The organism is Bacillus sp. Xin1 (assembly GCF_013314535.1).
Taxonomy (GTDB): domain Bacteria; phylum Bacillota; class Bacilli; order Bacillales; family Bacillaceae_G; genus Bacillus_A.
In genome coordinates this window covers 1-959 of the sequence record NZ_JABUAE010000145.1, presented here as the reverse complement: position 1 = coordinate 959, position 959 = coordinate 1, and the positions used below count along the sequence as shown (strand labels likewise).

At 33.3% G+C, this 959-nt stretch carries 1 protein-coding gene and 1 pseudogene; one reads left to right on the top strand and one right to left on the bottom strand.

Annotation, left to right across the window (positions count from 1 at the left end; genetic code table 11):
* Nucleotides 1-189: pseudogene (locus HRG09_RS28150) on the top strand (glutamine amidotransferase); the annotation flags it as partial.
* A gap of 152 nt (nucleotides 190-341) precedes the next feature.
* Here HRG09_RS28150 and HRG09_RS28145 read toward each other — a convergent pair.
* Nucleotides 342-959: tyrosine-type recombinase/integrase (locus HRG09_RS28145; protein WP_174104078.1), on the bottom strand; the 618-nt coding region annotated here is incomplete at its 5' end.

Here is a 959-nt window from a genome sequence, read left to right as displayed (position 1 = left end):
GAGATGAGACCTGCGGTATCTGGTGAAAATTTAGTTACTGCATCAGGAGTAGCCCCTCTGGAATTTGCGGTGGAAGTACTGAAAAAATTAGATGTATTCGCATCAGATACATTACATTCATGGTATAACCTAAATAAGACTCATAAACCTGAATACTTTTTCCAGTTAATGAATTCAATAAATAGATGAGCTAAAAAAATCAATTTAGCAGTTTTATATTAGTTGAAATCAAGGGATACTTGCTACCTTCCTAGATAAAAGTTAATATATTCGGAGTTAATATGTAATTTTTACACATTAACTCCTTGCTTAAAACGTTAATTTGAATATCATAACAATACTTAATTCCCATTAAGCATATCTGCAAAGATAACCCCAACATTATTTTTACGCTTCATATGTTTTTCTAAATATATCTTAGTGGTTTGAATATTTTCATGTCCTAAGGTCTGCATCAAATGATACAAATCAGCATTCCCCTGTTCTACTGCCATAATTGCAAAGGCATGTCGGAATGTATGTGCTGTGACTGGATTTTCACGATATTTTAAGAAATCCAGATTTGTTTTTTTTATCATATCTGTTACCTGGTTAGATAACGTTTTTGAGTTATAAAAATCACCTCTTTGGTTTACAAATAATGGGCTTTCATCCCCTTGGTCTAATTCTGTTTTAAACCCTCTTCTTCTTCTCATTTCACAAATACACTGATACAAATGTTCCGAAACGAAAAGTTCACGTACCTTATCCCCTTTTCCAATCACTTTTAACCAATACTTCCCATCATAGTGTAAATCTTTTACTCTTGTTGTACACAATTCCTGAATCCTTGCACCTGTACTGGCTAACGCCAGTAAGATTGTATAGTTTACTAAATGCCCTTTCTCTTTATAAAACCCTAATATCTTCATGACTTCCTCATAGGATAAATCACGATTTGGCCGATCTTGTTCGTTTAC